The sequence below is a fragment of the Pseudomonas sp. Ors-4-3C genome (assembly GCF_055755035.1).
The window spans coordinates 1,206,983-1,232,107 of sequence record NZ_CM146900.1 but is presented as its reverse complement, the minus strand read 5'-3'; the positions used below and the strand labels follow the sequence as shown (position 1 = coordinate 1,232,107).

The following is a 25,125-nucleotide window of genomic DNA, read 5'->3' as shown; positions in this document are numbered from 1 at the left end:
TATCCAAGATTGATGACTAGCTTAAGGCCCAAGGTGCAAATGAAACGATCTGCTTTCTTTATCTCCGATGGCACCGGCATCACTGCCGAAACCCTGGGTCAAAGCCTTCTGGCGCAGTTCGAAAACATTACCTTCAGCAAAGTCACGCGGCCGTATATCGACAACGCGGACAAAGCGCGGGCCATGGTACAACAAATCAACAAAGCCGCTGAAACCGACGGCATGCGCCCGATCATCTTCGACACCATCGTCAATCAGGACATCCGTGAGATTCTCGCGACCTCCAATGGTTTCATGATCGACATTTTCTCGACCTTCCTCGCCCCTCTGGAGCAGGAACTGACCGAGCATTCTTCCTATACCGTCGGCAAGTCGCATTCGATCGGGCACAACTCCAATTACATGGAGCGGATCGAGGCGGTGAACTTCGCTCTCGACAATGACGACGGCGCGCGCACCCACTATTACGACAAGGCCGATCTGATACTAGTGGGCGTGTCGCGTTGTGGTAAGACGCCGACGTGCCTGTACATGGCGATGCAATTCGGCATTCGCGCGGCCAACTACCCGCTGACCGAAGACGACATGGAGCGTCTGACCCTGCCGACCGCCCTGCGCGCCCATCAGCACAAGCTGTTCGGCCTGACCATCGACCCGGATCGCCTCACCGCGATCCGCAACGAGCGCAAGCCCAACAGCCGTTATTCGAGCTACGCCCAGTGCGAATTCGAAGTGCGTGAAGTGGAAAACCTGTTCCGCCGCGAGAACATCCCGCACATCAACTCCACGCATTTTTCGGTGGAAGAGATTTCGGCGAAGATTCTGGTGGAGAAAGGCGTGGAGCGGCGTTTCAAATAACACCACTCCCCTCCTGTAGGAGCTGCCGCAGGCTGCGATCTTTTGCTCTTGCTGTTAACGATCAAAATCAAAAGATCGCAGCCTGCGGCAGCTCCTACAGGGGATGTTGTATCAGGGCGTTTGCCAGAGCCTCGAACCCGGACAGCAACAACCGGTCATCCCCCACCGCATTGCACACACTCGCTCGAATGAACTGCGGCACCGCCGCATGCCCGACCGCAAAGGCCTCGGCGGTGGCCACCAGGTAGTTGTTTTCCTTCAGCTCCGCCGCAATCTGCGAGGCGCGCCACAGCTCCGGCACCTCGATCCAGAAGTGCGGGCTATGCGCATCTGCCTTGTAATTGAGCCCCGCCAACACCGGCGCGACCAGCGCCTTGCGCCGGCCGATTTCGCTGATCTGCTCATCCAGCAAACGCTCGGCCATGCCGTTGTCGATCCAGCGGCTCGCCAACTCCATCGCCAGCGGATTGGCCATCCAGCAGGTGCCGCGAATAGCCGCACTCAGGCGCCCGATCAGCGCTTGCGGTGCATGCAGATAACCGACCCGCAGACCGGCTGAAACGGCCTTGCTCAGACTGCCGATCAACACCGCACGCTCGGCGGCGAAATGGCTCAGCGGCAACGGTCGCTGGCGAGCCAGCACCGCATGCGCGTCGTCTTCGAAAATCAGCAGATTGTGTTGGCGACAGATGTCGGCAATCGCCTCGCGCCGTGGCACCGACATGACTGCCGCCGTCGGGTTCTGAATCGTCGGCGTGCAGTACAGCGCCGAGACACGGTGCTGCCGGCAGACGTCGTCCAGCGCTGCCGGCAGCAGCCCTTCGTCATCCATTGCGACACCGATGAGTTTGATCCCCAACTGGCGTGCGACGCTGATCAGCCCCGGGTAAGTCAGATGCTCGGTAACCAACGTGTCGCCGGCCTTGAGCAGGCCCATCAAGGCGCACAGCAAGCCATGCTGGCCGCCATTGACGCACAACACCTGATCGGCGTGCGGCTGAAACGCGCCATGACTCAACCAGCGCGCCCCCGCCTGCCGATGCCGGAGCAACCCGCTTTCGACGGTGTAACCGGTCAACTGCTGCAAGCCTCGTGGATCACTGGCGAGGCTGTGCAGGGTCTGGCTCATGAATGCCGCTTCCTGCCCGGGGATCGGCTGATTGCGGCTCATGTCGAAACAGGCGCGCGGCTCATCGCTGACATTGCGAAAGCCCTTGTCCTGCGGCCGCTCCATCCCGCGCTCACGCACATAAGTGCCATCGCCGACCCGCGCCACCACCAGACCGACCCGCTCCAGTTCGCCATAGGCGCGACTGATGGTGCCGATGGTCACGCCCAGGCTATCGGCCAACAGCCGGTGCGGCGGCAATTTCGCTCCCGCCGCAATCACGCCTTCGGCGATGGCCTGTTGCACCGCATCCGCCAGGCGCTTGTACTTCACCCCCACCCCGTTGGCGAGGCCGTCGCGGAGGATTGACACCATGGCAATACTTACTTTGACAGTCATTGTCGCCCCGAATAGCGTGCTGAAAACAGGTTCAATCAGGGATAGCCCTTTTCAACAACCGGGTCAATTCCTTTGCTGCGGAGCACCAAGCATGTCGACTGCCATCAGCGCACCGCTGAACATCAGCAAACCCTGGCTCGCCGGACTGCTCACCAGCACGTTGTTTCTGATCGTCTGCCTGAGCTGGGGCACTACGTGGCTGGGGATCAAGATTGCCGTGGAAAGCGTGCCGCCACTGACCGCCGCGGGCCTGCGCTTTCTGATCGCCTTTCCGCTGTTCCTGAGCTTCGCCGTGTTGCGCAAAGAGCCGCTGTTGTTCCCGCGACAGAGCCGCTGGTTTTTCGTGTTCGTCACGCTGTCGTATTTCAGCCTGCCGTACTACCTGCTCAACTACGGCGAGATGCACGTTTCGTCCGGTCTGACAGCACTGCTGTTCAGTTGCATGCCGGTGTTTATCCTGATTTTTTCCGCGCTGTTTCTGCGCGAGAAAATCCTCCCCACACAGATGCTCGGTATCGCCATCGGTTTCGCCAGTCTGTTCATGATCATTCGCAGCCAGGGCCTGCATCTGGATCAGGCGGAATGGCTCGGCGTGCTGGCGATTCTGTGCGCAGCGATCCTGCATGCGCTGTGCTACGTGGTGACCAAAAAGCACGGCAGCGCGATCAGCGTGATCACCTACAACACCCTGCCGATCGGCATCGCCGGGCTGATGTTATTTATTGTCGGCTTGAACGTGGAAGCACCGGTATTCAAGGACGTGACCGCGCGCTCATGGGGCGCTCTGCTGTACCTCGGACTGGTGGCGTCAGTGGGCGGCTTTATCGTGTATTTCATCCTGCTCAAACGCCTGAGCCCGGTGCTGCTGTCGTTCGTGTTCATCATCTTCCCGGTATTCGCCCTGCTCATCGGCGCCTGGTACGAAGGCACGCCGATCTCGCGGGACCTGATGCTGTATTCGGCAATCCTGCTCGCCGGTTTCGCGATCACCAAGTTACCGCTCAAACGCTGAAAGCCCACGACCCGACGTGAGCACAAGGGCTCACACATCACTCAACTTTGAACATCGGAGGTTCAAATGTCGGTACACACCATGGAAACCCTCAGTCTGTTTAACAGCGAACCCTACCGGCGCGCCTTTGGTGCCCGCGTCATCGCAGTGGTCGATCAGGCCGTCGTGCTGGAACACACCCTTTTCTACCCAACCGGTGGCGGGCAACCGGGTGACACCGGGCATTTCAGTCTGGTGGATGGCACGCGGATCGAAGTCACCGGAACGGTGCGCGATCCCCTGCTGCCGTCGATCATCTGGCATCAGGTGCAGGAGTGCCCGCCGCAGCTGTGTACCGGCGCATTGGTCAACGCCAGTCTCGACTGGGAGCGGCGCTATCAGCACATGAAGATGCATACCTGCCTGCATCTGCTCGGTGCGCTGATCAATGCGCCAGTCACCGGGTGCAGCATCAGCGCCGACAAGGGCCGACTGGATTTCGATCTGCCGGAAATGACCCTCGACAAGGACAGCATCACCCGCGACCTCAACGCGCTGATCGAACAGGCCTGCACGGTCAATACCCTGTCGATGCCGGCCGCCGAGTACCCCGCCTTGCTGGAGAGGACCGGCAGCAAGACGGTCAAGCCGCCCGTCATTCAGGGTGACTTGCGCATGGTCGAGGTCAGCGGCGTCGACATCCAGCCCTGTGGCGGCACCCATGTGCACAACACCCGGGAAATCGGCCGGGTGTATTGCGAAAAAATCGAGAAGAAAAGCCGCAACAATCGCCGGGTAATCCTGCGTTTCGCCTAGGCGGACGGGCATTTACCGGATGAAAATTTCTTCACTTAAAACAGACACGGTCTTTACGTCTTTGTAACATCTGGAAATATACAATCCGCGCAAGCAGCGCATCCGGTTCCCAAACCGGATGCGCCAGCCCTCCTGGCCTGATGAATTCAGCGGGCCCGCAACATTCACCTCCCACTTGAACCTGAAGAACGAGCATCCGCTCATTCTCGGTGGGTCGTGCAGACAGAAGCTACGCTCAGACTGCCGCGCCCCCTTTGGACACCGCTGGAATCACTGCGTATGAAGAAAGTGTTCCGTCACTACATCCCGGCCACGACCCGGCGCTTGCTGCCCAATCGCTGGGACCTGATCGCCATGCCGCTGGTGATCGGCTTCTTGCTGTTTTTCTCGATCACCGCCCGGGAAACCTGGGCACCGATCGCCACCTTGCAGAGCGAGGTGATCTCTCTCGACCCGAGCAACCTGCCGGAATACGCCATGCGCACCACCCTGCGCATGCTCGCGGCGATGGTCGCGGCACTGGTGTTCACCCTTCTTTACGGCACCCTGGCCGCGAAAAGCCGGCGCGCCGAAAAACTGCTGGTGCCGGTGCTGGACATCCTGCAATCGGTGCCGGTGCTGGGCTACATCTCGTTCACCGTGACCTTTTTTCTGCTGATGTTTCCCGGCCGGGTACTCGGGGCGGAATTCGCCGCGATCTTTGCGATTTTCACCAGTCAGGCGTGGAACATGACGTTCAGCTTCTACCAGTCGCTGCGCATGCTGCCGCGGGATCTGGTGGAGGTGTCGACCAACCTGCAACTGTCCGGCTGGCAGAGTTTCTGGAAACTCGACGTGCCTTTCGCCATGCCCGGGCTGGTGTGGAACATGATGATGAGCATGTCCGGCGGCTGGTTCTTCGTGGTGGCGTCGGAAGCAATCACGGTCGGGGACCAGACCATCACCCTGCCGGGTATCGGCTCGTATCTGGCCATGGCCATCGCGCAGAAAGACCTGCACGCGGTGGGTTACGTGATTCTGACGATGATCGTGGTGATCCTGATCTACGACCAGTTCCTGTTCCGCCCGCTGGTGGCCTGGGCCGACAAGTTCCGCATGGAAAACACCGCCTCGCAGACCGCCGCGCCCGAATCCTGGGTACTGAACCTGATCCAGCGCACCCGATTGATCCAGCGCCTGCTGCGCCCGTTCAGCCGCGCCATCAGCCGGCTGGGCAACATGCGCTTGAACCTGCCGCGTGCGGCGCGCCACACCCTCAGCGCGGACAACCCGAGCAGATCGAAAATGATCGACTGGATATGGGGCACATTGATCGCGCTGCTGACGGCTTATGCGCTTTATCACATCGTCCTGTATGTCGGCACAGAAGTGACGCTCGCCGAGGTCGGCCATGTATTGCTGCTGGGGTTCTTTACCTTGCTGCGAGTGGCCGGTCTGATTCTCATTGCTTCGCTGATCTGGGTGCCGCTGGGAGTGATGATCGGCCTGCGTCCGGCGCTGGCGGAAAAGATCCAGCCGCTGGCGCAGTTCCTCGCGGCGTTTCCGGCGAACCTGCTGTTCCCGGTATTCGTCATCGTGATCCTGCGCTACCAGTTGAACCCGGACATCTGGCTCAGCCCGCTGATCGTGCTCGGCACGCAGTGGTACATCCTGTTCAACGTGATCGCCGGAGCCAGCGCCTTCCCCAATGACTACAAGGAGGCCGCCGCCAACTTCCGCATTCGCGGCTGGTTGTGGTGGCGCAAGGTCATGCTGCCGGGGATTTTTCCTTACTACGTGACCGGCGCCATTACCGCCTCGGGCGGTGCGTGGAACGCCAGCATCGTCTCCGAATTCGTCTCCTGGGGGCAGGACAAAGTCGTTGCCCACGGTCTCGGGGCGTATATCGCCCAGACCACCGCCGCCGGAGACTTTCCGAAAATCACCCTCGGCGTGGTGGTCATGGCGATCTTTGTCGTGGCCTTCAATCGTCTGGTCTGGCGACCGATGTACGCCGTGGCCGAAAACAAACTGCGCCTGAACTGATGGGACTCGCTGCGATGAATACCTATACCGAACAAACCGCCGCCAGCCCCGAAATCTACTCGCTCAGCGATGTGAACCGGGTGTTTGGCAAGGGCAAGGAAGAACTGCAAGTGCTCAGCGGGGTCGATCTGACCCTGCGCGAAGGCGAGATCGTCGGCATGCTCGGCCGCTCCGGCTCCGGCAAATCCACCTTGCTGCGGATCATTGCCGGCCTGATCGAACCGTCATCGGGCGATGTCCTGTACAACGGCCAGCCGCTACACGGCCCGGCCGAAGGTGTGGCGATGGTGTTCCAGACCTTCGCCCTGTTCCCGTGGCTGACGGTGCTGGAAAACGTCGAGGCCGGCCTGCAAGCCTTGCAGGTCGAACGCAAGGCTGCGCGCAAACGGGCGCTGGCGGCGATCGACCTGATCGGCCTCGACGGTTTCGAAAACGCCTACCCGCGCGAGTTGTCCGGCGGCATGCGTCAGCGCGTGGGCTTCGCGCGTGCGCTGGTGGTCAACCCGACCCTGTTGCTGATGGACGAACCCTTTTCGGCACTGGACGTACTGACCGCCGAAACCCTGCGCACGGATCTGCTGGACCTGTGGAGCGGCAAGCAACTGCCGATCAAATCGATCCTGATCGTCACCCACAACATCGAAGAAGCCGTGCTGATGTGCGACCGCATTCTGGTGTTGTCGTCCAACCCGGGGCGGGTGGTGGCGGAAATCAAAGTGCCGTTCGCCCATCCACGCAACCGCCTGGATCCGGCTTTCCGGCAGATGGTCGACGACATTTACGCGCAGATGACTGACCGGCGCAGCGCCGATGCCAGCGTCGGCAAGCCCGAGCTGAAAATGAGCAGTCCGCTGCCTGAGGTCTCGACCAACCTGATGGCCGGTCTGATCGAAACCATCGCCGCCGAACCCTACAACGGCCACGCCGGCCTGCCCACCGTGGCTGAACGGCGTCTGCTGGAAGTCGATGACCTGTTCCCCGTGGCCGAGATGATCGAGCACCTCGGTTTCGCTGAACTCAAAGGCGCCGACATCACCCTGACCGACGCCGGCAAACTGTTCGCCGACTACGGCACCCAGGAACGCAAAACCCTGTTCGCCGAACATCTGATTCGCCACGTACCGCTGGCCGCGCGCATCCGTCAGGTGCTGCTGGAGCGCAATGGGCACCGCGCGCCACGGGTGCGTTTCGAGCAGGAACTGCAGGACTCGCTGACCGAAGCGTTCGTCGAGAGAACCCTGGAAGTGGTGATCGCCTGGGGTCGTTATGCGGAGATTTTCTCTTACGACGACCACACCGAAACCTTCAGCCTGGAGGATGTCGAGGGCAGCCTGTAGCCCGCGACACCTCTGGCGTTGGCCTAGATCACGAACAGGTCGACAAAGCGATTGACCGGCGTGGCTTCGAGCGCTTGCTGATCCTTGCACAGGGTGAAGATCTCGTTGCTGCGCTGGCCGGTGAAACGCGTCGCCAGGTTGGCCTTGAACTTGTCCTCCAGCAACGGGATGCCATCGGCGCGGCGGCGACGGTGGCCGATCGGGTATTCCACCACCACGTTCTCGGTGCTCGATCCGTCCTTGAAAAACACCTGCACCGCGTTGGCAATCGAGCGCTTGTCGGCCTCCAGATACTCGCGGGTGAAACGCGGGTCTTCGACGATGACCATCTTCTCGCGCAACACATCGATGATCGGGTGCGCGGCGTGGAAATCGTCCTCGTATTGCTCGGCCACCAGATTACCGAACGCCAGCGGCACGGCGGTCATGTACTGAAGGCAGTGGTCGCGGTCGGCGGCGTTGGCCAGCGGCCCGACCTTGGAAATAATGCGAATCGCCGACTCGTGGGTGGTGATGACGATGCGGTCGATTTCGTGCAAGCGGTTGCGCACCAACGGATGCAAGGTCACCGCCGCTTCGCAGGCCGTTTGCGCATGGAATTCGGCGGGGAAGCTGATCTTGAACAGCACGTTTTCCATCACGTAACTGCCGTAGGGCCGCGAGAAACTGAAGGCACGTTTGCCTTCGGGCTTGAGCGCCAGATCATTATTGGTATGGCTGAACGATACGTCGTAGAAGCCCCACTGTCTGGCCGTCAACACCCCGGGAATACCCATCTCGCCACGCAGGGCAATGTCGGCCAGACGCACGCCGCGACTGGTCGCATCCCCCGCCGCCCATGACTTGCGCGACCCGGCGTTCGGCGCATGGCGATAGGAGCGCAGCGCCTGACCGTCGGCAAACGCATGGGACAATGCCGACAGCAGCTGCTCGCGATTGGCGCCCATCAGTTTGGCGGTGACGGCGGTCGAAGCGACTTTCACCAGCAGCACGTGGTCGAGGCCGACACGATTGAAGGAATTTTCCAGCGCGATCACGCCTTGAATTTCGTGGGCCATGATCATCGCTTCAAGTACATCGCGAATCGTCAGCGGCTTCTCACCATTGGCAACGCGTTTTTGCGACAGGTGATCGGCCACCGCGAGAATTCCGCCGAGGTTGTCCGACGGATGCCCCCACTCGGCGGCGAGCCAGGTGTCGTTGTAGTCGAGCCAGCGCACGATGCAGCCGATGTCCCACGCGGCTTTCACCGGGTCGAGGCGATAGCAAGTGCCCGGCACCCGCGCCCCGAACGGCACCACGGTGCCTTCGACGAGAGGGCCAAGGTGTTTGGTGCATTCGGGAAAACGCAACGCCAGTAAGCCACAACCGAGAGTGTCCATCAGACAGTTGCGGGCAGTGTCGAGGGCTTCGGCAGATTCGATGTTGAAGGTGATGACGTAATCGGCGATGTCCTGCAGGACACGGTCGTAGTCGGGGCGGTTGTTCTGGTCGACGTTGGCGCTCATTGCGGTTCTCCTGGTGGGGAATGATGAGTGGGGTGGTCTTCCTCAGGGGCTGGTTGGTTTTTTGTTTAGAGCAGATCGTGGTGTCTGCTTTGTGATGTTTCGTCAGTGGATTGTTTCCCTCACCCTAGCCCTCTCCCGGAGGGAGAGGGAACCGACCGGGTGATATTCAACACATACGTCGACCTGAAAGCTCTTCCGTGAATCCATAATCGCCAAGATGCTTCAAGTCGCAGGACATCCAATTACAACTCGGTCTGCTCCCTCTCCCTCCGGGAGAGGGCTGGGGTGAGGGCATCGATACTGGATCAGAAAGAGTCGCCAGGGATACGGACGAAACCTTCCATGAGTACGCGTGCACTGCGGCTCATGATCGCTTTTTTCACCACCCACTCACCGTTTTCCAGGCTGGCCTCGGCGCCTACGCGCAGCGTCCCGGACGGATGGCCGAAGCGCACCGCGTTGCGTTCGACACCGCCCGCCGCGAGATTCACCAGAGTCCCGGAGATCGCTGCCGCCGTGCCGATTGCCACCGCCGCCGTTCCCATCATCGCGTGGTGCAATTTGCCCATCGACAATGCGCGCACCAGCAGATCCACATCACCGGCGGCAATCGCCTTGCCGCTGGATGCAATGTAATCCGCAGGCCTGGCAACGAACGCGACTTTCGGCGTGTGCTGTCGCTTGGCCGCTTCGTCCAGATTCGCAATCAGCCCCATGCGCAATGCACCGTAGGCGCGGATGGTTTCGAACATCTGCAGCGCTTTCGGATCGCTGTTGATCGCGCTCTGAAGCTCGGTGCCGGTGTAGCCGATGTCTGCGGCGTTGACGAAAATCGTCGGAATCCCGGCGTTGATCATGGTCGCCTGGAACGTGCCGACACCCGGCACTTCCAGCTCGTCGATCAGGTTACCGGTGGGGAACATCGAACCGCCGCCGCCCTCTTCTTCCGCTGCCGGATCCATGAACTCCAGTTGCACTTCGGCGGCCGGAAAGGTCACGCCGTCGAGTTCGAAATCACCGGTTTCCTGCACTTCGCCGTTAGTGATCGGCACGTGGGCGATGATGGTCTTGCCGATGTTGGCCTGCCATACGCGCACCACCGCCACACCGTTGTGCGGAATGCGGCTGGCATCCACCAGACCATTGCTGATGGCGAACGAACCGACCGCCGCCGAGAGGTTGCCGCAATTGCCGCTCCAGTCCACGAACGGCTTGTCGATGGAGACCTGACCGAACAGGTAATCGACGTCGTGATCGGCCTTGCTGCTTTTCGACAGGATCACGGTTTTGCTGGTACTCGAGGTGGCACCGCCCATGCCGTCGATCTGTTTGTCGTAGGGGTCGGGGCTGCCGATCACCCGCAGCAGCAAGGCGTCGCGGGCCGGGCCGGGAATCTGCGCGGCTTCGGGCAGATCCTTGAGGCTGAAGAACACGCCTTTGCTGGTGCCGCCGCGCATGTAGGTGGCGGGGATTTTGATTTGTGGTGCGTGAGCCATGATGCTCCTTACCGAAGGCATGGGCGTGAAACCCCATGCCTACATCAGTTGATTTAAACGGCAACCGCCGACTCTTCGAGGAAGTCCTGGGCGAAGCGCTGCAACACGCCGCCGGCCTCGTAGATCGACACTTCTTCAGCGGTATCCAGGCGGCAGGTCACCGGCACTTCAACGCGCTCGCCGTTCTTGCAGTGGATCACCAGCGTCAGGTCGGCGCGCGGGGTGCGGGCGCCGATCACGTCGTAGGTTTCGCTGCCGTCGATGGCCAGCGTGTGCCGGTCAGTGCCCGGTTTGAACTCCAGCGGCAACACGCCCATGCCCACCAGATTGGTACGGTGGATGCGCTCGAAACCTTCGGCGACGATCGCTTCGACGCCCGCCAGCCGCACGCCCTTCGCCGCCCAGTCGCGGGACGAACCCTGACCGTAATCGGCGCCGGCAATGATGATCAGCGGCTGCTTGCGTTCCATGTAGGTTTCGATGGCTTCCCACATGCGCATCACCTGGCCTTCCGGCTCGACCCGCGCCAGCGAACCCTGTTTGACCTTGCCGTTTTCCTGGACCATTTCGTTGAACAGTTTCGGGTTGGCGAAGGTGGCGCGTTGCGCGGTCAAGTGGTCGCCACGGTGTGTGGCATACGAGTTGAAGTCCTCTTCCGGCAGGCCCATTTTCGCCAGGTATTCGCCGGCGGCGCTGTCGAGCATGATCGCGTTCGAGGGCGACAGGTGATCGGTGGTGATGTTGTCCGGGAGCACCGCCAGCGGGCGCATGCCCTGGAGCGGCCGCGCGCCGGCGAGCGCACCTTCCCAATACGGCGGACGGCGGATGTAGGTACTCATCTCGCGCCAGTCGTACAGCGGCGTGACTTTCGGGCCAGTGTCTTCATGGACGGCGAACATCGGGATGTAGACCTGCCGGAACTGCTCAGGCTTCACCGACGACTTCACCACGGCGTCGATTTCTTCATCGCTCGGCCAGATGTCCTTCAGGCGGATTTCCTTGCCGTCGACCACGCCCAGCACATCTTTCTCGATGTCGAAACGGATGGTCCCGGCGATGGCGTACGCGACCACCAGTGGCGGCGACGCGAGGAACGCCTGCTTGGCGTACGGGTGAATGCGGCCGTCGAAGTTGCGGTTGCCGGAGAGCACGGCCGTCGCATACAGATCGCGGTCAATGATCTCTTGTTGAATCACCGGATCGAGTGCGCCGGACATGCCGTTGCAAGTGGTGCAGGCAAACGCGACGACGCCGAAACCGAGTTGCTCCAGCTCCGTGGTCAGCCCCGCTTCATCGAGGTACAGCGCCACGGTTTTCGACCCCGGTGCCAGCGAGGATTTGACCCACGGCTTGCGGGTCAGGCCGAGCTTGTTGGCGTTGCGCGCCAGCAGACCGGCGGCGATCACGTTGCGCGGATTGCTGGTGTTGGTGCAGCTGGTGATGGCAGCGATGATCACCGCGCCGTCGGGCATTTGCCCCGGCACGTCATCCCACTGCCCGGAGATGCCTTTGGCCGCCAGATCCGCTACCGCCACACGGGCGTGCGGATTACTCGGGCCAGCCATGTTGCGCACCACCGACGACAGATCGAAAGTCAGGCCACGCTCGTATTGCGCGCCTTTCAGGCTGTCGGCCCACAGGCCGTTGAGCCTGGCGTACTGCTCGACGAGCTGCACTTGCTGGTCTTCGCGACCGGTGAGTTTCAGGTAGTCGATGGTCTGTTGATCGATGTAGAACATCGCGGCCGTGGCACCGTATTCCGGGGCCATGTTGGAGATGGTCGCGCGGTCACCGAGGGTTAGCGCCGAGGCGCCTTCGCCGAAGAACTCCAGCCAGGCGCCGACGACTTTCTGTTTGCGCAGATATTCGGTCAGCGCCAGTACCATGTCGGTGGCGGTGATGCCCGGTTGCAGCTTGCCGGTCAGTTCGACGCCGACGCTTTCCGGCAGGCGCATCCACGAGGCGCGGCCGAGCATCACGCTCTCGGCTTCGAGGCCACCAACACCGATGGCGATCACGCCCAACGCATCGACGTGCGGGGTGTGGCTGTCGGTGCCGACGCAGGTGTCGGGGAATGCCACGCCGTCGCGCACCTGGATCACCGGAGACATTTTCTCCAGGTTGATCTGGTGCATGATGCCGTTGCCTGGCGGGATCACGTCGACGTTCTTGAAGGCTTTTTTAGTCCAGTTGATGAAGTGGAAACGGTCTTCGTTACGGCGGTCTTCGATGGCGCGGTTCTTCTCAAAGGCCTGCTTGTCGAAACCGCCCGCTTCTACCGCCAGCGAGTGGTCGACGATCAGCTGCGTCGGCACCACCGGGTTGACCTGCGCCGGGTCACCGCCCTGCAGGGCAATCGCATCGCGCAGGCCGGCGAGATCGACCAGTGCGGTCTGGCCGAGAATGTCGTGGCACACCACGCGCGCCGGGAACCACGGGAAGTCGAGGTCGCGCTTGCGCTCGATCAGCTGTTTCAGCGAATCGGTGAGCGTGGCCGGGTCGCAGCGACGCACAAGGTTTTCCGCCAGCACGCGGGAGGTATACGGCAGGGTGTCGTAGCTGCCGGGCTGAATCGCCTCGACCGCCGCACGGACGTCGAAATAATCCAGGGAACTGCCGGGCAGGTTTTTGCGGAATTCTGTGTTCATCGGGTCAGGACTCGGGTCACGGTAGTTTCAAAGGGTGGGGCCGGCACCGGCACTGAAGTGGACTCGGTCAACTGTGGGAGGGGGCTTGCTCCCGAAGGCGGAGTGTCATTCAACGGATTTGTCGACTGATACACCGCATTCGCGAGCAAGCCCGCTCCCACATTGGTTCCCGGTTTATCCAGTTACCCGGGTGGCAGGTCCACCATTCAGCGACGTTCGATTGGCACGAACTTGCGCTGCTCAACGCCGATGTACTCGGCGCTTGGACGGATGATGCGGTTGTTGGCGCGCTGTTCGAACACGTGCGCGGCCCAGCCGGTCAGGCGCGAGCAGACGAAGATCGGCGTGAACAGCTTGGTCGGGATGCCCATGAAGTGGTACGCCGAGGCATGGTAGAAGTCGGCATTCGGGAATAGTTTTTTCTGCTCCCACATGGTCTTGTCGATGGCTTCGGAAACCGGAAACAGCACCTTGTCACCGACTTCGTCAGCGAGCTTTTTCGACCAGCCCTTGATCACCTCGTTACGCGGATCGCTGTCCTTATAGATCGCGTGGCCGAAGCCCATGATCTTGTCCTTGCGCTCGAGCATGCCGAGGGTGCCTTTGATCGCCTCTTCCGGCGACGAGAAGCGCTCGATCATTTCCATCGCCGCTTCGTTGGCGCCGCCATGCAGCGGGCCGCGCAGCGAGCCGATGGCCGCCGTGACGCAGGAATACAGATCCGACAGGGTCGATGCACAAACCCGCGCGGTGAAGGTCGAGGCGTTGAACTCGTGTTCGGCGTAAAGAATCAGCGACACGTTCATCACTTTGACGTGCAGTTCGCTCGGCTTCTTGTCGTGCAGCAGGTGCAGGAAGTGGCCGCCGATGGTTGGCTCGTCGCTGACGCAGTTGATGCGCTTGCCGTCGTGGCTGAAGCGATACCAGTAGCACATGATCGCCGGGAATGCGGCGAGCAGGCGGTCGGTCTTGTCACGCTGTTCGGAGAAGTCCTTCTCCGGTTCGATGTTGCCGAGGAACGAGCAACCGGTGCGCATCACGTCCATCGGATGGGCGTCGGCGGGGATGCGTTCGAGCACTTCCTTCAGTGCTTGCGGCAGGTCGCGCAGCTTGCTCAGCTTTTGCTGGTAGGCGTCAAGTTGTGCCTGGGTCGGCAGCTCGCCGTACAGCAGCAGGTATGCCACTTCTTCAAATTGTGCGTCTGCTGCCAGTTCACGCACGTCGTAGCCGCGATAGGTCAGCCCGGCACCGGCCTGGCCCACGGTGGACAGTGCGGTTTGCCCGGCAACCTGGCCCCGGAGCCCGGCGCCACTGAGTACTTTTGCTTCGGCCATTGCTGTCTCCAATCTTGAATTTGTTAGGGAATCTGCAATTACGGTGTTGTTGGCAAAAGATCGCAGCCTCGTTGCACTCGACAGCTCCTACAGGGGAATGCGGTTCATGTAGGAGCTGCCGAAGGCTGCGATCTTTTGATCTTCGCCTTTATTTTTTAGCGGCAAACAACGCATCGAGCTTCTGCTCGAAGGTGTGATAGTCGATGCGATCGTAAAGCTCCATGCGCGTCTGCATGGTGTCGATGACATTCTGCTGGGTGCCGTCGCGACGGATCGCGGTGTAGACGTTTTCCGCGGCCTTGTTCATCGCGCGGAACGCCGACAGCGGGTACAGCACCAGCGACACGTCGGCGCCAGCCAGTTGCTCGGTGGTGTACAGCGGCGTCGAGCCGAACTCGGTGATGTTGGCGAGGATCGGCGCCTTCACCCGGTTGGCGAACAGCTTGTACATCTCAAGTTCAGTGATGGCTTCCGGGAAGATCATGTCGGCGCCGGCCTCGATGCACGCGGCGGCGCGATCCAGTGCCGATTCCAGACCTTCAACCGCCAGTGCGTCAGTCCGCGCCATGATCACGAAGCTGTCATCGGTGCGGGCATCGACCGCGGCCTTGATGCGGTCGACCATTTCCTGCTGGGTAACGATTTCCTTGTTCGGACGGTGGCCGCAGCGCTTGGCGCCGACCTGGTCTTCGATGTGAATCGCCGCGGCGCCGAACTTGATCATCGACTTCACGGTGCGCGCCACGTTGAACGCCGAGGCGCCGAAACCGGTGTCGACGTCCACCAGCAGCGGCAGGTCGCAGACGTCGGTGATGCGCCGCACGTCGGTCAGCACGTCATCCAGGCCGGTGATGCCCAGGTCCGGCACGCCGAGCGAGCCTGCGGCCACCCCGCCACCGGACAAGTAGATCGCCTTGAACCCGGCGCGCTTGGCCAGCAGCGCGTGGTTGGCGTTGATCGCGCCGACCACCTGCAATGGATGCTCGCTGGCGACCGCATCGCGGAAACGCTGGCCTGGAGTGTTCTGCTTGGAACTCATGACTCACCTCGTTCAGTGGCTGTCTTATTGTCGGCGCCGTCCTGGTAATGACGGGCGATGTTGCGTTTCGAGGCGCCGATGTGACGGCGCATCAGCAATTCCGCGAGCTCGCCGTCACGGTCGGCGATGGCATCGAGAATCCGGTGGTGTTCGGCGAAGGCCTGACGCGGCCGGTTCGGCGTGGTGGAAAACTGGATGCGGTACATGCGCACCAGTTGATAGAGCTCGCCGCAAAGCATTTGCGTCAGCGTGCGATTGCCGCTGCCCTGGATGATCCGGTAGTGAAAATCGAAATCGCCTTCCTGCTGGTAGTAGCCGACACCGGCCTGGAACGCGGCGTCGCGCTCGTGGGTTTCCAGAACCCGGCGCAATTCGTCGATGTCTTCGACGCTCATGCGCTCGGCCGCCAGCCGACAGGCCATGCCTTCAAGGGATTCGCGGATTTCGTAGAGTTCGAGCAATTCGGCGTGACTGAGCGACACCACCCGCGCGCCGACATGCGGTACGCGCACCAGCAGACGCTGGCCTTCGAGTCGGTGGATGGCTTCGCGCAACGGTCCGCGACTGATGCCGTAGGTGCGCGCCAACTCGGGCTCGGAGATCTTGCTGCCCGGGGCGATCTCGCCTTTGACGATGGCCGCCTGGATGCGCCGGAAGACGTTTTCCGAGAGCGTCTCGGAATCGTCGCCGCTGATGACCGGGGGATCGAGTTGATCCAGCATATTGTCGACACCTTTAAATCCAATGCGGCAAAAACTAGCCAATTCGCCCACATCAGTCAAAGGATAAATACGCATTGTCGACAATCGTCTAATAACCCTAGGCGACCCTTTCTTAGTGCTTAACCCTGTGGGAGCGAGCTTGCTCCGGGCGGCGTTCCGACGAAGACGTACTGACATTCAACATCAATGTCGACTGATCTACCGCTTTCGCGAGCAAGCTCGCTCCCACAGGAGTTGCGAAGGGTTATAGACCGGTGCGGGCGCTGGCGCCATAAAACCACCGTGCTAGAATGCCGCCCGCATTTGCTGGCCTTTTGTACGGCTTGTCATAAAAAGCTGATAGGCACACGAAGGAGCTTGCGCAGTTTTGCCAGGAACCTGAACCGAAAACGGAACGCTGCGCACCAGGATTTATGAGACTCAAGCCCTTCCCCACATTTTTTGCGCTGCTTTGCCTGCCCGGCCTCGCCACGGCGGGGGAAAAAACCGTGTACGGCCTCAACGAATATGCAGCGCTTGATGGCATCAATCTGGAAGTCGCGGCCAAACTCGACACCGGCGCCAAGACCGCCTCGCTGAGTGCCCGCGACATCAAGCGCTTCAAACGTAACGGCGAGTCCTGGGTGCGCTTCTACCTGGCGATCGACGCTGCGCATTCGCACCCGATCGAGCGGCCGCTGGCCCGCGTCAGCAAGATCAAGCGCCGCGCCGGCGACTACGACCCGGAAGAAGGCAAGCAATACACGGCCCGCCCGGTGATCGAACTGGATATCTGCATGGGCACGGCACTGCGCAGCATCGAAGTGAACCTGACCGACCGTAGTGCGTTCCAATACCCGCTTTTGATCGGCTCCGAAGCGCTGAAACGCTTCGATGCGCTGGTCGACCCCAGTCTTAAATACGCTGCCGGCAAACCCGCCTGCACCATCGCCGCTCATACCGCCGAGTAATTTCCATGCGTTCTCTAACCTTCCACCTGAAAATCCTGATCACCATTCTGGTGCTCCTGGGCGTTTCGGTTACGGCCTATCAGATTTTCGTGCTCGGCATTCCGGTGACCGAAGACGCCACCGACGACCTGTGGAATATCGACGCCAAAGTCGAGTTCGTCGCCAGTACCAAGGACCCGGTGAAGGTGCAGATGTTCGTGCCACCGCTGAGCCGCGATTACGTCAGCCTCAACGAAAGCTTCATCTCCAATAACTACGGCGTTGCCGTGAACCGCGTTGACGGCAACCGCAAGGTCACCTGGTCGGCGCGCCGGGCCAAGGGCAACCAGACCCTTTATTACCGTCTGGTGCTGACCAAACGCTACACCGCAGAAAAATCCAAGATCAAAGGCCCGACCTTCCGCGACAGCATCGCTATCGAAGGCCCGGAAAAAATCGCCGCCGAAGCCTTGCTCGCACCGATCCGCCAGCACTCGGCCGACGTCGAAACCTTCATCGGCGAAGCGATCAAACGCGTCAACAACGCCAACGATGACAACGTCAAACTGCTGCTGGCCGGCGACCCGTCGACCGCGCATAAAGCGAAAATCGTCGAGCTGCTGCTGTCCATCGCTCATGTGCCGGTGGAAAAAGTCCACACCATCCGCCTCGTCGCCGATCAACCGCAAACCCCGGAACTGTGGCTGCGCAGCTTCAACGGCAACGACTGGCTGTACTTCAACCCGGAAACCGGCGAGCAAGGCCTGCCGACCGACCGCCTGCTGTGGTGGACCGGTGATGAAAACCTGATCACCATCGAGGGCGCGAAGAAAGCCAACGTGACCTTCAGCCTGAACAACAGCGAGATGAACGCGATTCGTCTGGCCAAGCTGACCGACGAAAACACTGACGCCAACTTCCTCGAATACTCGCTGTATGGCCTGCCGCTGCAGACCCAGCAGACGTTCATGATCATGGTGATGATCCCGATCGGCGTGCTGGTGATCCTGATCCTGCGCAATCTGATCGGCCTGCAGACCCTCGGCACGTTCACCCCGGTGCTGATCGCCCTGGCCTTCCGCGAAACGCAGCTGGGCTTCGGCATCCTGCTGTTTACCGTGATCACCGCGCTGGGCCTGTCATTACGTTCGTACCTGGAACACCTGAAGCTGCAAATGCTGCCGCGTCTGTCGGTGGTGCTGACCTTTGTCGTGGTGCTGATCGCAGCGATCAGCCTGTTCAGCCACAAGCTTGGTCTGGAGCGCGGTCTGTCGGTGGCGTTGTTCCCGATGGTGATTCTGACCATGACCATCGAACGCCTGTCGATCACCTGGGAAGAACGCGGCGCCAGCCATGCCATGAAAGTGGCGATTGGCACCCTGTTCGCCGCCTCGCTGGCGCACCTGATCATGACCGTGCCGGAGCTGGTGTACTTCGTGTTCACCTTCCCGGCGATCCTGCTGATTCTGGTGGGTTTCATGCTGGCCATGGGTCGCTATCGCGGTTATCGCCTGACCGAACTGGTGCGTTTCAAGGCTTTCCTGAAGAAGGCTGACGCCTGATGTTCGGTTTCTGGAAGACCTGGAAGGCGCTGGAGGCGCGGGGCATCATGGGCATCAATCGGCGTAACGCCGACTACGTGCTCAAGTACAACAAGCGCAGTCTGTACCCGATCGTCGATGACAAGATCATCACCAAGGAGCGCGCCATCGCTGCCGGCATTCACGTGCCGGAGCTGTACGGTGTGATCTCCACGGAAAAGGAAATCGACAAGCTCGACGCGATCATCGGCGGCCACAACGACTTCGTGATCAAGCCCGCCCAGGGCGCCGGCGGTGACGGCATCATCGTCATCGCCGACCGCTTCGAGGGCCGCTATCGCACGGTCTCGGGCAAGATCCTCGCCCACGAAGAACTCGAGCATCACATCTCGAGCATCCTCACCGGCCTGTATTCGCTGGGCGGCCACCGCGACCGCGCGCTGATCGAATACCGGGTGACCCCGGACCAGATTTTCAAAAGCATCAGCTACGAAGGCGTGCCGGACATCCGCATCATCGTGCTGATGGGCTATCCGGTGATGGCCATGCTGCGCCTGCCGACCCGTCAGTCCGGCGGAAAGGCCAACCTGCACCAGGGCGCCATCGGTGTCGGTGTCGATCTGGCCACCGGCCTGACCCTGCGCGGTACCTGGCTGAACAACATCATCAACAAACACCCCGACACCACCAACGCGGTGGACGGCGTGCAACTGCCCTACTGGGACGGTTTCATGAAACTCGCCGCCGGCTGTTATGAGCTGTGCGGGCTGGGTTACATCGGCGTGGACATGGTCCTGGACCAGGAAAAAGGCCCGCTGATTCTCGAGCTGAATGCGCGACCAGGGCTGAATATCCAGATTGCCAACGATTGCGGGCTGACCCAGCGTACGCACGCGGTCGAGGCGCATCTGGAAGCGCTGAAGGCGCAAGGGGTGACCGAGTCGGTTGAAGAGCGAGTGGCGTTTACCCAGGAGATGTTTGGGCATATCCCGGCGGTCGAGGGCTGAAGCTGAAAAGCTGAAGAGCCCCTCACCCTAGCCCTCTCCCGGAGGGAGAGGGGACTGACCGTGTTGGATGCTCGAAGTACATCGACCTGCAAGTTCGAGTCGAACTCAGAACTTGAAAAGCATGAAGATCCGCCCCCTTTCCCCCTCGCCCCCTTGGGGGAGAGGGGGAAAGGGGGCGAGGGGGTAGCTTTTGATTTTGATCTGGCAGCCGAGAGGACTACAATCCCCACCCCGCCTCGATGGCCGATCTGCCCCGCCCATGTTGACCTGTTCCGTACACCCGCTGCCCTACCGCGCCAACCCCGCCGACTACTTCGCGGCCATCCGCCATGCGCCCGGCGCCGTGCTGCTCGACAGCGGCCGGCCGAGTGCCGACCGTGGCCGTTATGACCTGCTCAGCGCCTGGCCGCTGGAACAACTGGCGGTGTTGCCCGACGAAAGCGGCAGCCTGTTCCTGCAACGCCTGCGGGATAATCTGAGCCGTCTGGGCGAGGCGCAGCTGCCTGGCGAATATGACCTGCCATTCGCCGGCGGCCTGATCGGCTATCTGAGCTACGACTTCGGTCGGCATCTGGAACACCTGCCGAACCAGGCTCGGGATGATCTAGAATTGCCCGACGCGCGGTTCGGTCTGTACGACTGGGCGCTGATCAGCGATCACCAGACCGCCACCAGCCAACTGGTGTTTCACCCGTCACTGGCCGACAGCGAACGGCAACGGCTGATCGCGCTGTTCAGCCAACGGACCTCAGCGACGCTGACGCCGTTCAAGCTGAACACGCCGATGACCGCCGACCTGTCGGCCGATGACTATCGCCAGGCGCTGGAACGCATTCATCACTACATTCAGGCCGGCGACTGCTATCAGGTCAACTTCGCCCAGCGTTTCCGTGCGCCGTGTCAGGGCGACCCGTGGCTGGCCTATTGCGCGTTGCGCGAGGCCTGCCCGACGCCGTTTTCTGGCTTCCAGAGCCTGCCAGACGGCGACGCGGTGTTGAGTTTGTCGCCGGAGCGTTTCGTCAAAGTCAGCCAACGACAAGTGGAAACCCGCCCGATCAAGGGCACCCGCCCGCGTGGCCTGACGCCCGCCAAAGACGCCGCCAACGCCGCCGAACTGCTGGCCAGCCCCAAGGATCGCGCGGAAAACCTGATGATCGTCGATCTGCTGCGCAACGACCTCGGCCGCACTTGTCGCATCGGCTCGGTGCGGGTGCCGGAGCTGTTCAGTCTGGAAAGCTATCCTAATGTGCATCACCTGGTCAGCAGCGTGACCGGTGAACTGGCCGAGGATCGCGATGCACTGGACCTGATTGCTGGCAGCTTCCCCGGTGGCTCGATCACCGGCGCACCGAAGATTCGCGCGATGCAGATCATCGATGAACTGGAACCGACCCGGCGCGGGTTGTATTGCGGTTCGTTACTTTATCTGGACGTACGCGGCGAGATGGACAGCTCCATCGCGATTCGCAGTCTGTTGGTCAAGGATGGGCAGGTGTGCTGCTGGGGCGGTGGCGGGATTGTCGCCGATTCGGACTGGCAGGCGGAGTATCAGGAGTCGATTACCAAGGTCAGAATCCTCCTCGAAACCCTGCAAAACCTATAAGTTTTTGTGGCGAGGGAGCTTGCTCCCGCTGGAGTGCGAAGCGCTCCCCAAAATCTTACGACTGCTGCGCAGCCGAGCGGGAGCAAGCTCCCTCGCCACAATGTTGTAATTACAAACTCAAATCCCGGTTCGAGGCCTTGAGGAACTCCTGCTTTAACTCGGTAAAGGTGTGTACGGCGGGAAACTGCGGAAACTCGCGAATCACGTTGTCCGGCGCATGGAACAGAATCCCCGCATCCGCCTCGCCCAGCATGCTCGTGTCGTTATACGAATCGCCCGCCGCAATCACCCGGTAATACAGGCTCTTGAACGCCAGCACCGACTGACGCTTGGGATCTTTCTGACGCAATTGATAGCTGGTCACCCGGCCGCTGTCGTCAGTGATCAGGCGATGGCAAAGCAAGGTCGGGAAGCCCAGTTGACGCATCAGCGGCTGGGAAAATTCGTAGAAAGTGTCCGAGAGAATCACCACCTGGAAGCGCTCGCGCAGCCAGTCAACGAATTCCACCGCGCCGTCCAGCGGCTTGAGGGTGGCGATCACTTCCTGAATGTCCGAGAGCTTCAGGCCATGCTCGTCGAGGATGCGCAGACGCTGCTTCATCAACACGTCGTAATCGGGAATGTCCCGGGTGGTGGCCTTGAGGGATTCGATTCCGGTTTTTTCGGCAAAGGCGATCCAGATTTCCGGTACCAGTACCCCTTCAAGATCCAGGCAAGCAATTTCCACAAGACACTCCCGTTTGTAGTGATTATTGAGTCGAGCGAGCCCGAACTCTAGCGACTCCCCCGCGACCACGCAACGCAGCAGGCACACTCTACCCCGCCGCTTTTTGTTAACATCGCCGCCATATAGAGCGCCCAGCGCCACCGACCTGTAGGAAGCCGCCCTGATGAGCCCAACGTTCGATGTCGTGGAACTCGCCACGACCTATGCCAACAAATCCGCCCAGGACATCCTGAAACTCGCCTTCGCCGAGTTCGGTGACGAGTTGTGGATATCTTTCAGTGGCGCCGAGGATGTGGTGCTGGTGGACATGGCCTGGAAGCTGAACAAGAACGTCAAGGTGTTCAGCCTCGACACCGGTCGCCTGCACCCGGAAACCTATCGCTTCATCGATCAGGTGCGTGAGCACTACAAGATCGATATCGAACTGGTGTCGCCGGACTACACAAAGCTGGAACCGTTCGTGAAGGAAAAAGGCCTGTTCAGTTTCTATAAAGATGGCCATGGCGAATGCTGCGGCATCCGCAAGATCGAACCACTGCGCCGCAAACTGTCCGGCGTCAAAGCCTGGGCCACCGGCCAGCGCCGCGACCAGAGCCCGGGTACCCGCAGCGCGGTGGCGGTGCTGGAAATCGACACCGCGTTCTCCACGCCCGAGCGCACCCTGTACAAGTTCAACCCGCTGGCACAGATGACCAGCGAAGAGATCTGGGGCTACATCCGCATGCTTGAGCTGCCGTACAACAGCCTGCATGAACGCGGCTTCATCAGCATCGGTTGCGAACCGTGCACTCGTCCGGTCCTGCCAAACCAGCACGAGCGTGAAGGCCGCTGGTGGTGGGAAGAGGCGACGCAGAAAGAGTGCGGGCTGCATGCGGGGAATATCATCAGCAAGGCGTAAATCTCCGCCCCAATGATGTCCCCCTGTGGGAGCGGGCTTGCTCGCGAAAGCGGTCTGTCAGTCACCGGATTTGTTGACTGGTAAAACGCCTTCGCGAGCAAGCCCGCTCCCACATTTGCTTTGTGGTGCCATGAAAAATGTGCACACACGAATGTCACCATCGGTGCCATTTATGTGTGCACTTTTTGTTTTCGCGCCCTGAAAAGTTACATCCCTGCTGAACGCCCCTCTGCTTTGCCTCCTCCGCAAAATCCCCCGTAAAAAATAAATAGCTGTTCAATTGGTCAATTTATAACCGCTTACTTTCAAGCACTTAGCATTCTTCGATAACTTTTCGAAATGAGCAGCGCGCTCCATAGACCGCTAACTGGCACAGATCTGGCTTTAGTGCATACATGTTTTGTATACAAAACTGCAAAACATCAATCCACACTTTCGATCCGCAAGCCTGAAGCGCCCTATCCCGTACAGGCTGCAGATGCCCCGTAACCAGTGATGTCTGCTGGCCGCGACGAAGATTTGTCGAGCCTGAGCGCTCATGCACAGTCATCGCGGCCCCGCCCATCAGGAGCCTGCCGGAATGCGTACAAGTCTCTCCAACAACATCGCGCTGAATCTGCCCGCCTCTGCCCTCGACCAGCCATTGCCCCACGATGGTCTGACTGAACCGTTACAACTGAGCCCGCGTCTGCACAACCGCGATCTGGCGCCGACCAAGGCCGAAGGTCGGCGCTGGGGCAAGTACAGCATTTTTGCCCTGTGGACCAACGATGTGCACAACATCGCCAACTACTCGTTCGCCATCGGTCTGTACGCGCTGGGCCTGGGGGGCTGGCAGATTCTGCTGTCGCTGGGGATCGGCGCGGCGCTGGTGTACTTCTTCATGAACCTGTCCGGCTACATGGGGCAGAAAACCGGGGTGCCGTTTCCGGTGATCAGCCGGATCAGTTTCGGCATTCACGGCGCGCAGATTCCGGCGTTGATTCGCGCGGTGATCGCCATCGCCTGGTTCGGGATTCAGACGTATCTGGCGTCGGTGGTGTTTCGCGTGCTGCTGACGGCGATTCACCCCGGTTTCGCCGATTACGACCACAACTCGATCCTCGGCCTGTCGTCGCTGGGCTGGGTGTGTTTCGTGGCGATCTGGTTCGTGCAGCTGGCGATTCTCGCCTACGGCATGGAAATGGTTCGCCGTTACGAGGCTTTTGCCGGCCCGGTGATTCTGCTGACCGTCGCCGCCCTCGCCGCGTGGATGTACACCCAGGCCAACGCCACGATTGCCTGGTCGATCCGCGAACCGCTGAGCGGTGGTGAGATGTGGCGCAACATCTTTGCCGGCGGCGCCTTGTGGCTGGCGATCTACGGCACGCTGATCCTCAATTTCTGCGACTTCGCCCGCTCCTCGCCGTGCCGCAAGACCATCAAGATCGGCAACTTCTGGGGCCTGCCGGTGAACATTCTGGTGTTCGCCACCATCACCGTCCTGCTTTGCGGCGCGCAATTTCAGATCAACGGGCGAATCATCGAAAGCCCGACCGAAATCATCGCTTCGATCCCCAACACATTTTTCCTGGTACTGGGTTGCCTGGCGTTCCTGATCGTCACCGTGGCGGTGAACATCATGGCCAACTTCGTCGCCCCGGCGTTCGTCCTCAGCAACCTGGCGCCGAAGTACCTGACCTTCCGCCGCGCCGGGCTGATCAGCGCGACCATTGCCGTGCTGATCCTGCCGTGGAACCTCTACAACAGCCCGCTGGTGATCGTGTATTTCCTCTCCGGCCTCGGCGCCCTGCTCGGCCCGTTGTACGGGGTGATCATGGTCGACTACTGGTTGATCCGCAGAGGCCGGATCAACGTCCCGCAGTTGTACAGCGAAGATCCCCACGGCGCTTATTACTACAGCCGTGGAGTGAATTTCCGTGCCGTGGCGGCGTTCATTCCGGCAGCGTTGATCGCCATCGTCCTGGCGCTGGTGCCGGGCTTCCACAGCATCTCGCCGTTCTCCTGGCTGGTGGGCGCCGGCATTGCCGCGATGCTCTACCTGATCATCGCCAAACGCCAACCGCACTACGCCGACGTCAACGGCGAATCGATCGCCGTCGACAACGTCGGCCATTAACTTCCTTGCGGCCCGGATTT

General features: G+C 60.8%; 19 protein-coding genes. 11 read left to right on the top strand and 8 right to left on the bottom strand.

Translation table 11 applies throughout. The features are described 5' to 3' along the window. Nucleotides 1-39: 39 nt before the first annotated feature. A complete protein-coding gene (ppsR, locus tag ACVHNU_RS05750; RefSeq protein WP_003223283.1) occupies nt 40-858 on the top strand; it encodes a posphoenolpyruvate synthetase regulatory kinase/phosphorylase PpsR in 819 nt (272 codons plus the stop codon). A gap of 94 nt (nt 859-952) precedes the next feature. Here the strand turns inward: ppsR and ACVHNU_RS05745 are convergent, their stop codons facing one another. After that, nucleotides 953-2,365 (bottom strand): aminotransferase-like domain-containing protein, encoded by a 1,413-nt coding sequence (locus ACVHNU_RS05745; protein ID WP_473019186.1) that lies wholly within the window; start codon nt 2,363-2,365, stop codon nt 953-955. Nucleotides 2,366-2,456: 91 nt separating this feature from the next. Between ACVHNU_RS05745 and ACVHNU_RS05740 the strand changes: the two genes are divergently transcribed. From ACVHNU_RS05740 to ACVHNU_RS05725, 4 genes are all read left to right on the top strand, one after another. Next, nucleotides 2,457-3,377, top strand: coding sequence for a DMT family transporter (locus ACVHNU_RS05740; protein WP_473019185.1), 921 nt, complete (start codon nt 2,457-2,459; stop codon nt 3,375-3,377). 66 nt (nt 3,378-3,443) lie between these two features. Continuing rightward, nucleotides 3,444-4,172: an alanyl-tRNA editing protein gene (locus tag ACVHNU_RS05735; RefSeq protein ID WP_003223279.1), complete on the top strand. Its 729-nt coding sequence runs from the start codon at nt 3,444-3,446 to the stop codon at nt 4,170-4,172. 279 nt (nt 4,173-4,451) lie between these two features. Continuing rightward, nucleotides 4,452-6,197, top strand: a complete 1,746-nt coding sequence (locus ACVHNU_RS05730) for an ABC transporter permease (RefSeq protein WP_201138288.1) — start codon at nt 4,452-4,454, stop codon at nt 6,195-6,197. A 14-nt stretch (nt 6,198-6,211) separates the two neighbouring features. Beyond that, nucleotides 6,212-7,534: an ABC transporter ATP-binding protein gene (locus tag ACVHNU_RS05725; protein WP_103484626.1), complete on the top strand. Its 1,323-nt coding sequence runs from the start codon at nt 6,212-6,214 to the stop codon at nt 7,532-7,534. Between the two features lie 23 nt (nt 7,535-7,557). Here the strand turns inward: ACVHNU_RS05725 and prpD are convergent, their stop codons facing one another. The 6 genes from prpD to ACVHNU_RS05695 form a co-directional block, all read right to left on the bottom strand. Beyond that, nucleotides 7,558-9,042, bottom strand: a complete 1,485-nt coding sequence (gene prpD, locus ACVHNU_RS05720; protein WP_473019184.1) for a 2-methylcitrate dehydratase — start codon at nt 9,040-9,042, stop codon at nt 7,558-7,560. 305 nt (nt 9,043-9,347) lie between these two features. Beyond that, a complete protein-coding gene (prpF, locus tag ACVHNU_RS05715; RefSeq protein ID WP_473019183.1) occupies nt 9,348-10,538 on the bottom strand; it encodes a 2-methylaconitate cis-trans isomerase PrpF in 1,191 nt (396 codons plus the stop codon). Between the two features lie 53 nt (nt 10,539-10,591). Further along, nucleotides 10,592-13,186 carry a Fe/S-dependent 2-methylisocitrate dehydratase AcnD gene (gene acnD, locus ACVHNU_RS05710; protein WP_473019182.1) on the bottom strand — a complete coding sequence of 865 codons (2,595 nt, stop codon included), beginning with the start codon at nt 13,184-13,186 and terminating at the stop codon, nt 10,592-10,594. Between the two features lie 206 nt (nt 13,187-13,392). Next, the gene (prpC, locus tag ACVHNU_RS05705) at nt 13,393-14,520 is read right to left on the bottom strand and encodes a bifunctional 2-methylcitrate synthase/citrate synthase (RefSeq protein ID WP_128615305.1); all 1,128 of its coding nucleotides are present in this window, start codon (nt 14,518-14,520) and stop codon (nt 13,393-13,395) included. A gap of 148 nt (nt 14,521-14,668) precedes the next feature. After that, nucleotides 14,669-15,559: a methylisocitrate lyase gene (prpB, locus tag ACVHNU_RS05700; RefSeq protein ID WP_041067638.1), complete on the bottom strand. Its 891-nt coding sequence runs from the start codon at nt 15,557-15,559 to the stop codon at nt 14,669-14,671. Further along, entirely contained in the window at nt 15,556-16,278 is a 723-nt protein-coding gene (locus ACVHNU_RS05695) for a GntR family transcriptional regulator (protein WP_174377155.1), read from the bottom strand. Before ACVHNU_RS05695 ends, prpB begins: the two co-directional genes overlap by 4 nt. A 416-nt stretch (nt 16,279-16,694) precedes the next feature. Here ACVHNU_RS05695 and rloA point away from each other — a divergent pair, with 416 nt between their 5' ends. From rloA to pabB, 4 genes are all read left to right on the top strand, one after another. Next, nucleotides 16,695-17,231: a retropepsin-like aspartic peptidase RloA gene (gene rloA, locus ACVHNU_RS05690; protein ID WP_473019181.1), complete on the top strand. Its 537-nt coding sequence runs from the start codon at nt 16,695-16,697 to the stop codon at nt 17,229-17,231. A gap of 5 nt (nt 17,232-17,236) precedes the next feature. After that, nucleotides 17,237-18,772 (top strand): osmotic stress tolerance membrane protein RloB, encoded by a 1,536-nt coding sequence (gene rloB, locus ACVHNU_RS05685; RefSeq protein WP_003223266.1) that lies wholly within the window; start codon nt 17,237-17,239, stop codon nt 18,770-18,772. Continuing rightward, entirely contained in the window at nt 18,772-19,758 is a 987-nt protein-coding gene (locus tag ACVHNU_RS05680) for an alpha-L-glutamate ligase-like protein (protein ID WP_003223264.1), read from the top strand. Before rloB ends, ACVHNU_RS05680 begins: the two co-directional genes overlap by 1 nt. A gap of 259 nt (nt 19,759-20,017) precedes the next feature. Beyond that, on the top strand, nt 20,018-21,361 hold the full coding sequence (gene pabB / locus ACVHNU_RS05675; protein WP_473019180.1) for an aminodeoxychorismate synthase component I: 1,344 nt from the start codon (nt 20,018-20,020) through the stop codon (nt 21,359-21,361). A gap of 109 nt (nt 21,362-21,470) precedes the next feature. Here the strand turns inward: pabB and thrH are convergent, their stop codons facing one another. Further along, nucleotides 21,471-22,088, bottom strand: a complete 618-nt coding sequence (gene thrH / locus ACVHNU_RS05670; protein WP_262143125.1) for a bifunctional phosphoserine phosphatase/homoserine phosphotransferase ThrH — start codon at nt 22,086-22,088, stop codon at nt 21,471-21,473. Nucleotides 22,089-22,251: 163 nt separating this feature from the next. On the opposite strand from thrH, the gene ACVHNU_RS05665 reads away from it, so the two are divergent. Together ACVHNU_RS05665 and ACVHNU_RS05660 are read left to right on the top strand one after the other, a co-directional pair. Further along, nucleotides 22,252-22,986, top strand: coding sequence for a phosphoadenylyl-sulfate reductase (locus ACVHNU_RS05665; protein ID WP_003223260.1), 735 nt, complete (start codon nt 22,252-22,254; stop codon nt 22,984-22,986). A 580-nt stretch (nt 22,987-23,566) separates the two neighbouring features. Then, nucleotides 23,567-25,105: an NCS1 family nucleobase:cation symporter-1 gene (locus ACVHNU_RS05660; protein ID WP_262143126.1), complete on the top strand. Its 1,539-nt coding sequence runs from the start codon at nt 23,567-23,569 to the stop codon at nt 25,103-25,105. Nucleotides 25,106-25,125: the final 20 nt, after the last annotated feature.